The organism is Streptomyces sp. NPDC058674, assembly GCF_042716505.1.
Lineage (GTDB): Bacteria > Actinomycetota > Actinomycetes > Streptomycetales > Streptomycetaceae > Streptomyces.
In genome coordinates this window covers 1-8039 of the sequence record NZ_JBHXSC010000120.1, presented here as the reverse complement: position 1 = coordinate 8039, position 8039 = coordinate 1, and the positions used below count along the sequence as shown (strand labels likewise).

7 protein-coding genes are annotated in these 8039 nt (G+C 70.4%); 4 read left to right on the top strand and 3 right to left on the bottom strand.

The features are described 5' to 3' along the window. Positions 1-181, bottom strand: a 181-nt coding sequence (locus ACFWU6_RS33135) for a dienelactone hydrolase family protein (protein WP_383985126.1), incomplete at its 3' end; no start/stop codon positions are given. A 420-nt stretch (positions 182-601) separates the two neighbouring features. After that, the gene (locus ACFWU6_RS33130; RefSeq protein WP_383810290.1) at positions 602-955 is read right to left on the bottom strand and encodes a hypothetical protein; all 354 of its coding nucleotides are present in this window, start codon (positions 953-955) and stop codon (positions 602-604) included. A gap of 481 nt (positions 956-1436) precedes the next feature. Here ACFWU6_RS33130 and ACFWU6_RS33125 point away from each other — a divergent pair, with 481 nt between their 5' ends. From ACFWU6_RS33125 to ACFWU6_RS33115, 3 genes are all read left to right on the top strand, one after another. Beyond that, entirely contained in the window at positions 1437-2393 is a 957-nt protein-coding gene (locus ACFWU6_RS33125) for a zinc-binding alcohol dehydrogenase family protein (protein WP_383985123.1), read from the top strand. Positions 2394-3242: 849 nt separating this feature from the next. Then, entirely contained in the window at positions 3243-4859 is a 1617-nt protein-coding gene (locus tag ACFWU6_RS33120; protein ID WP_383985120.1) for a right-handed parallel beta-helix repeat-containing protein, read from the top strand. A 146-nt stretch (positions 4860-5005) separates the two neighbouring features. Then, entirely contained in the window at positions 5006-5641 is a 636-nt protein-coding gene (locus ACFWU6_RS33115; protein WP_383985117.1) for a TetR family transcriptional regulator, read from the top strand. 175 nt (positions 5642-5816) lie between these two features. Here ACFWU6_RS33115 and ACFWU6_RS33110 read toward each other — a convergent pair whose 3' ends face one another. After that, on the bottom strand, positions 5817-6350 hold the full coding sequence (locus tag ACFWU6_RS33110) for a hypothetical protein (RefSeq protein WP_383985114.1): 534 nt from the start codon (positions 6348-6350) through the stop codon (positions 5817-5819). A 588-nt stretch (positions 6351-6938) separates the two neighbouring features. Here ACFWU6_RS33110 and ACFWU6_RS33105 point away from each other — a divergent pair. Next, positions 6939-7502 (top strand): hypothetical protein, encoded by a 564-nt coding sequence (locus ACFWU6_RS33105; RefSeq protein WP_383810277.1) that lies wholly within the window; start codon positions 6939-6941, stop codon positions 7500-7502. Positions 7503-8039 lie beyond the last annotated feature (537 nt).

Sequence of the window (8039 nt, the reverse complement as noted above, 5' to 3'; positions counted from 1 at the left end):
CCACGTATCCCAGCTCGGCGAGGGCATCGGCCCGGCGGCGCTCGACGTCGCTCAGTCCCATGCCCTCCGGTCCGAGCAGCACCGCGGGCCGGCGGTCGGTACCGGCCGGGAGCGCGAGGTGCCCGATCATCGTCAAACCGTCCGCCGGGTACTCGACGGTACGCGTCGTGATCGTCGTCATGAGGCGGGACTGTAGTGGCCGTCGGGCCGGGTTCGGTCGGTGTTCTGCCGCCGGCAGAACAGCGTGCGTGTCCCTCGTGCCCTTGTGAAATACGGGGCCGAGCGCCTGCTGCCGGTGGGCGGGGACGGTGGGTTCGGCCGGGGCCTGCTGTCCGGGGGGCCCGGCGGGTGGGGGTGGCCGTGGAGCGGGAGCGGGCCGCCGGCGCGGTCACTGCCATCGCCACGGCCGCAGGCTCGGCGCGTTGGAAGACCCGCGCGGCCCGCGCCCGCCTCGCGGAGCAGGCCGTGCGAGGACCTCCTCATGCCGCTCGCTGCCGCCGTGCAAGGCGCCGGACCTTCCCGTCCCGTAGCCCTGCCTCCCTGTGCCGTTGAGGACGTACGGGTCGGGGGTGTCGACGGGCTTCCCGGACCATCCGTCCTCTCAGGGGCGCTGGTCGGTGTGTCCGCACACCCAGGCCAGTGCGTCGCGCACCCCGTGAATGTAGTCGCGAGGGACGGTGCGCTGGGTGGAATCCTTCATCTGGACCGTCGCAGCGTCGACCTCCGCGGTCAGATCCTTCAGAGCGGGTGTCTCGTCCACCGATTGCGCAGTAATCGGCGCGGGCCCGCCACGCCCCAGCGCCCACAGGTACCCGGTCAGGGCTCCCCGAGAGAACTGCGTCTGTTGATCCGGTCCGGCCGCCTCGGCCTCCAGCCGCCGAAACACCTCTTCGACTTCGGCGAAGGGTCGCACGCCGACCCGTACTTCCGTGGTACTAGTCGAATGCGTCGTCATACTGGTAAGCATTGCCACGCACTTCGCCCCTACACGCCAAGTACTCAGCCTCACCCGCCCAGCGGTAGCCGCCCCGGCGCACATCCCGGCGCGTAGCCGTACCAGCACTGCTGCGGCACTGTCCTCCTGGGCGCCCCGGGGGACCGAAGCGCAGCAGGCCACGCCCGCTTCGCCCTCGCTCATTCGCTCATTCGCTCATTCGCTCATTCGCTCTCAGTGACGCATTCGGCCCACGGCAGCCCTGCCTGTTCCACCGGGGTTGCGAGGGCGACGCGCCGAACCGGCCGCCAAGCGTTCCCTGATCCGCCGCGCTACCCGCCTGGGCCATCACCACCGCAGCTCCCGGCGCGGGGACGGATCAACCCTCTTGCGTGACACAGTTCACATACTGAGCGGTTGGTAATGCCTCTTGCCCGGTGAGAGCGTGGCAGCGTGGGCTCCGCAGAGCACCTGCGGGCCGGGCTGGAAGTGAGGAGCGACCGTGCGGGCGATACACGTCACCGAATTCGGCGGGCCGGAAGTGCTGCGACTGGTAGAGGTCCCCGACCCCCGTCCGGAGACCGGCCGTCTGCTGATCGACGTCTCGGCGGCCGGCGTCAACTACGCGGACACGCACGCGGTCGAGGACTCGTACCTGTCCCGTTCCACCCTTCCCATGATTCCGGGCGGAGAGGTGGTCGGCCGCACGGAGGACGGCAGGCGGGTCGTCGCCCTCGCGGACAACTACGGCGGTTACGCCGAGAAGGCGGTGGTGCGGAAGGACCTGGCGATTGACGTTCCCGAAGCGGTGAGCGACGGACAGGCCCTGGCCCTGATCGTGCAGGGCCTCACCGCCTGGCACCTGCTCCGCACGAGCGGACGCGTCGCCCCGGGCGAATCGGTCGTAGTGCACGCCGCCGCCGGGGGTACCGGCTCGCTCGCCGTCCAACTCGCCAAGATGTTCGGGGCCGGGCGTGTCATCGCCACCGCCTCGACGCAGGAGAAGCGTGACCTCGCCCTCGCCCTGGGCGCGGACGTCGCGGTCGACGCCGACGCGGAGGGTCTGAAGGACCGGCTGGTGGAGGCCAACGGGGGCCGGAAGGTCGACGTTGTCCTCGAGATGGCCGGCGGCCGGGTCTTCGAGGAGTCCCTCGCCGCCCTCGCGCCCTTCGGCCGGCTCGTCACCTACGGCATGGCCGGCCGGCAGGCGCCGGAGCCGGTCCACGCCGCTCAGCTGATGGGCCGGTCCCGGGCGGTCGTCGGCTTCTGGCTGATGCACGCGATCGGCCGCCCCGGCATGTACCGGGAGCCGTTGTCCGAGCTGCTGGAGATGGTCGAGGACGGACGCCTCACGCCTCAGGTCGGTGGCGTCTACCCACTCGCGGAGGCGGTTCGGGCCCACGAAGACCTCCGCGCACGCAGGACGGTCGGCAAGCTGGTGCTCGACACCTCGCGCTGAGCCTTCGCCGCGGTTCCTGGGACCGTACTCCCACTCGCCCCACCGGTGCGATGACCTCGGCGACCAGGATGGGGTGGACGAGGGTGGTGCCGAGGACGCCGCGACTCCCCCACGCATGAGAGAACTTCACGCCCGTCCACGGGCGCCCGGGCGCGGCCGCGGTGGGATGGCCGGCGACCTGCCGGGCGGCACCCGGGCGCGGCGGTACGGAGCGGCCGGCCGGGCGCAGTCGGCAGTGGGTGTCGTGGCGGCTGAGGACGAGGAGGTGCGGGCGGGGCAGGGTGCCGGCGATTGCGCCGAGGGCCGGAGGGCCCGGTGCGGCCGCGCCGGAGGACCCCGCCCCCGCCCGCCGTGCGCCGTGCGCCGTGCGCCGTGCGCCCCGCAGCGTCCGGTACGCGCCCCGGGGGCGGGGGCTGCGGACATGACGGAGCTGTGCCGCGCCGCCTGATGTGGCCGGCGGCCACCGCCCGGCCCGACCTGGCGGTGAACTTGACGGCGTCCAGCCCATCCCGGTTTCCGGGCCGCCGCGCTGTGACCCGGCAGGCAGGCCGAGCACCCTGCGGCCCTCCGCGGCGCCAGTCAGACCGAGCCATTGTGTGACGTACTGTCAGAACGTTTACACATAGTCCGGGGTTGCGTTCATTTTTTGAGTCTGGGACTGTCACTCGGGTAACTCACCCCCCTCACAGCGGACTTCGGAGCGCCACACCTCCGGGCTTCACCACCCGGCGCCTTGCCTCCGGCGTGGCGATACGGACGAAATGCCTCCTTGTGCGCTCTCTGCTCGCGGCTACGGCCCGCGGAGGGCACCAGCCGCTTCGCCAGGACGAACTGGAAGACCAGGCAACAGTGAAACGCACGCGCACCCTCGCCCTGACCGCAGCACTGCTCGCTGCATCCGCCCCGCTCGGCCTCGCCACCGTGGGAGCGGGTACGGCACACGCCGCGGCCCGCACGTACTTCGTCAGCCCCAGCGGCAACGACAGCAACTCGGGCACGTCCACCCGAGCTCCCTTCCGGACCCTTCAGAAGGCCGCGGACAGCGTCGGGCCGGGCGACACCGTCTCGATCATGAACGGCACGTACTCCGAGCGTTCGGAGGGGTCAAACGTGCTGACCATCAAGCGCTCCGGCCTCCCCGGAGCCCCCGTTACCTTCACCGCTCATCCCGGCCACCATCCGGTGATCCACCCGGTGAAGGCGTGGAACGGCATCAGCGTTCACGGCGCCTCCTACATCTCCATCAAAAACCTGGAGGTCAAGGGAAACAACGCAGCCCTCACCCTGGTCGGAGCCGAACGGGAATCGAAGAAGGGCGACCCCACCTACAACACCAACTGCATCTCCGTGGAACAGGACCGGTCCACGGGTGCGCCGTCGCACCACGTCGAGGTGACCGGCAACGAGGTGCACGGTTGCGCCGGCGGCGGCATATCGGCCATCGGCTCCGACCACGTGACCATCTCCGGCAACCACGTGTTCGGGACGTCCTGGTACACGGTGTACGCAACCAGCGGCATCTCCGTCCTGACCCCGCGCGACGTGGGTGGCGGCGACGCCAGGACGTACAAGATCCGCATCACCGGCAATCGCGTCCACGACAACGAGACCAAGATCAAATGGGAGAAGTGCGGATGCTACTCCGACGGCAACGGCATCATCATCGACACCCTCAAGGGTGACGCCGATCACCCCGCCTACAGCGGACGCGTACTGGTCGCCAACAACCTCTCGTACGACAACGGCGGCTCCGGCATCCACTCCTACAAGAGCCAGCACGTCGACATCGTCCACAACACGGCCTACGCGAACGGGCGCAGCACCCGTATGGAGAGCTACGCCAACATCTTCGCGCATGACAGTACCGACGTGCGGCTGCTCAACAACATCGCGTACGGCCGGCCGGGGCAGGCGACGAACAGCAAGTCCCGGAATGTGGACGTCACCTACGACCACAACATCTACTTCGGCGGTAAGGCCCCCGAGGTCCAAGGCCCGAACGATGTCATCGCAGACCCGAAGTTCGCCAAGACGGGCACCGGAGCGGATGCGGACTTCCGGCTGAGCGAGGGCTCCCCCGCCGTCGGCTCGGGTACGCCGTTCGCCGCCGTCACCACCGACTTCACCGGAGCCCGCCGGGCCGGCGGGGCGCCCGACCGGGGCGCCTACGGCTTCGGCGCCAAGAGCAGCGGTGCCGCGGGAAATGCCTCCGCCGACTCCTCCCCCGGCCGGCAAGGTGACGCCACCGCCGGGAGCGGCCGGTCCGCCGGAAGTGGCCCCGCCGGCTCACCGGGCGGGCAAGCCGGCGACGGTACCGATGGCAGCTCCGGGCTGAAGCCGCACGGCGCGAGCGGTCCGCTCGCAGAGACGGGCGGCTCCAGCCCGGTGCTCCCCCTCGGTATCGCGGCGGTGGTCCTCGCCCTCGGCGGCGGCCTCCTCTTCGCAGCACGGCGCAAGCGCTCCTGATCCCAGCGGATCACTCGGGGTGGCCGAAACGTGGTGCCGACCCGCCCCCAGGGTCGGCACCCCCGCGCGCCTGCCTCCCGGACCCCGCTTACGACTCCGTTCGCCGGACGGGCCTCGGCCGCTGGCAGACTGGCAGACTGGTCACCATGGCGGCGGCAATACACCGGATCGAAGCGGCGGCACTCACCGGTGGGCCGGTGCCTGACCCCCCGCGCGTTGCCTGGCGCAAGCACATGAGGCAGCGCGTGTTGGACGCCGCTCGCGACCTCACATGTGAGGCCGGCTGGGACCGGGTCAGCCTGTCGGCCGTCGCCGCCCGCGCCGAAGTGTCGCGCCCTTCGGTGTACAAGGAGTTCGGCAACCGCGCCGGCCTGGGCCGTGCGCTGGTGGTCCTCGAGACCCGACAGTTTCTGACTGGTGTGGCCGATACCCTCTACCCCGGCGTGCCCGACTCCCACGACTGCCTCCGGGCGGCCATCCTGTACGTACTTCAGGAGGCCGATAAACAGCCGCTCATACATGCCGTCATCACCGCCGCCCGCAAGGGCTCCGACAGCCTCCTGCCCTACCTCACCGCCCGAGCGGACCCGATCTTCGATGCCGGCCACATCCTCGTCCAGGGCTGGCTGGCCACGCGATACCCGCAACAGCAGACGGAGTCGGTGGAGCTGGCCGCAGACGTCATCGTCCGCATGACCATCAGCCATCTCATCCTGCCAGCCGACGAACAGCACCTCACCGCTCAACGACTGGCGACCGCGGCCCTGAAACTACTGCAGTAGGCGTCGTTGGGGGATCGTCTCAACCGGCGTGCCGACGTGGCCGGCCCCGGGATGGTCATGGTGGAGCGGCTGGTGCCGGAAGGCGGCGCGCCCTGTCCTACGCGGCCGGCGTGGACGCCCACCGCCGGTCACCTCCCCCGGTACTCCGGCACGGAGGGGCACACCGCGGGCCCGGTCAGTCAGGGAAGGAAAAGTAGAGCGCCTCGCTGTAGAAGGACGCGAAGTGCCTCTGCCAGTCGGATCGGATCGAGGCCAGCCAGTCGTCGTTGTGGCCGGCGATCGCCATCTCGGCCTTGGCGACGGCGTCGGGGATGTCCTCGGACGCCAGACGTCGCACGCTCGCTGCCGGATCGTCGCCCGACATCGAGACGATCTCACCGGTCTCGAGGACGAAGTACTTCGCCTGCTGCTTCTCAAGGTGGGCCGTGGTCCTGGCAACGCATTCGGCGAATTCGGCGTCGTCCTCCAGGCCCTCGCCGACCGCGCGCAGGAGGTCGCGGAGCAGGGCCGCTCCGTCGACGTAGTCCGCGGCGATGCCGACCGGAGGGTTCCAGATCATGGACGGGACGATCGTCGTCCCGCGCCCGACCATGAGCTTGTGCGCGAGCGGGATGTCCCCGTTGTGCTCGGATATGCATCGGATCCGCTGGGGGATTCCTGCCTCGTTCGGCACCGAGTCCGCGGAGTAGAGATATGAACGGTTTGCCATGGTGGCGACGTTAACACCGGGGACCGACAGCCCCCTGCCCACCGTCTCCACCCTTCCGGCTCCGTGCCCGGCCTGCGCCGCCGGATCGTCTACCGCGACAGCGCCGTCTGCCGCTTCCGCCAGGCCACCGCCCACCTGGAGGCATGTCACAGAGCTTCGCGGTCTCGCGGGAGCGTCCGCATTCCACGGGGGTGGAGTCCACCGTCCACACGTCGTCCGTCCACAGGACGGTGTCGGTGGGCCGGCTCTCGTAGGACCAGCCTGACCAGCTCCCCGGACCGCCGCAGGCGCTTGTTCCGGCCCGGCTGCTGGGGCAGGTACGGGAAGAGGTAGCCGCAGGGGGGCGTGGGCAGGGCGTAGCCGGCGGGCCTCGGAGGCGAAGCCCAGCCGGGCCTGGTCACACGCTGAGAGCGGGCACTCTCGCGTCCGTGCAGCCACCCCCTTGGAATCAATCATCCAGACCTCCAGGGTGCGCCCGCCCGCACCGCACCGCGACCGGCCCGGTCGACACCCCGCGGCGGTCGGCGCAGGATGAAAAAAGGGGGGCCGGCGGCCGCACGGCCGTCCCCGTCTCACAGGAGTCGCCTCATGCACCGACGCACGCAACGCACGCGACGCACCCTGATCAGCTCGCTCCTCGCGTCCTCCGTCGCCCTTGGCGGGGCGGCCTTCCTCGCGCCGGCGGCCGTCGCCGCAGTGCCGGCCGCCAGCTGCACCGTCACACCCGCGGCCAACGGCATGTCCGTCACCATCACCGGCGAGGGCTTCACCGCCCCGCGCAAGCTCAACGACGGCGAGAGCACGCAAGACCTGAACGTCGACGCGAGCGGCAACTTCAAGCTGACCCGCTTCCAGAAGAACGTCGACTACACCGTCCTCGCGGTCAACGAGGACCAGCCGTTCGTATTCGTCAACTGCAAGCGCGTCGCCGCGCCCGGCAGCACCACACCCCAGCCCACGCCGAACGCCACCCCGCAGAACAACAGGCGCGACTACCAGCAGGGCTTCCAGGCCGGCTTCCGCGCGGGTCAGGAAGCGGGCCGGGCCAACTGTGACGTGCGACCGCAGGTCGACAAGAGCGCGGACCACAGCGCCGCCTACTGGAACGGCTACACCGCCGGAGCCACCCGCGGCTTCGACCGGGTCTGCTAGCGCTTGTCTGGGCGACAACGCCTGTTCGAGCCGGGCGATCCGCCACCTGCTGTGGCGCCGGGGAGTCGCTGTCACGATCCCCGAACGCCATGACCAGGCGGCCAAGGGGCAGGCCGCCGCTGCGACCGGGGCCAGCCGGTGACGGCCGAAGCGGCCTGGTCGACACCCTGGCGATGAACCCCATGGCTGTCGCGCTGCTCGGCGACCAGACTCGCCACACCGGTCTGGCCAGTAGCGCCTACTACCGCCCCTGGCCCCGGGGGGGCGGGCCAGGACAGGCGCGGGAGGGGTCGCACACGGGCAGCCTGGGCAGTGCAGCCCGCACGGCTTGTGCCCTGCGCTCTGCGGCCGGACATGTCGGCCCCCTGAACGTCGGGAGATCTTCAAGTGCTCGGAGCGGTCCTACGTCGTTCGAGTCCACGGAAGGGTCTCGCGGTTTGGAGGACCTTGACCCCGGATTTGGACACCGGAGACACTTGGATCTTGATGGGTCCAGGAGAACGGAGTCCCCGTGGGGATGAAGCATTACCCCGCCGA

Coding starts and splice junctions, on each gene's coding strand:
- ACFWU6_RS33110 (WP_383985114.1), bottom strand. CDS start 6,350: ATGGCAAACCGTTCATATCTCTACTCCGCGGACTCGGTGCCGAACGAG.
- ACFWU6_RS33115 (WP_383985117.1), top strand. CDS start 5,006: ATGGCGGCGGCAATACACCGGATCGAAGCGGCGGCACTCACCGGTGGG.
- ACFWU6_RS33130 (WP_383810290.1), bottom strand. CDS start 955: ATGACGACGCATTCGACTAGTACCACGGAAGTACGGGTCGGCGTGCGA.
- ACFWU6_RS33105 (WP_383810277.1), top strand. CDS start 6,939: ATGCACCGACGCACGCAACGCACGCGACGCACCCTGATCAGCTCGCTC.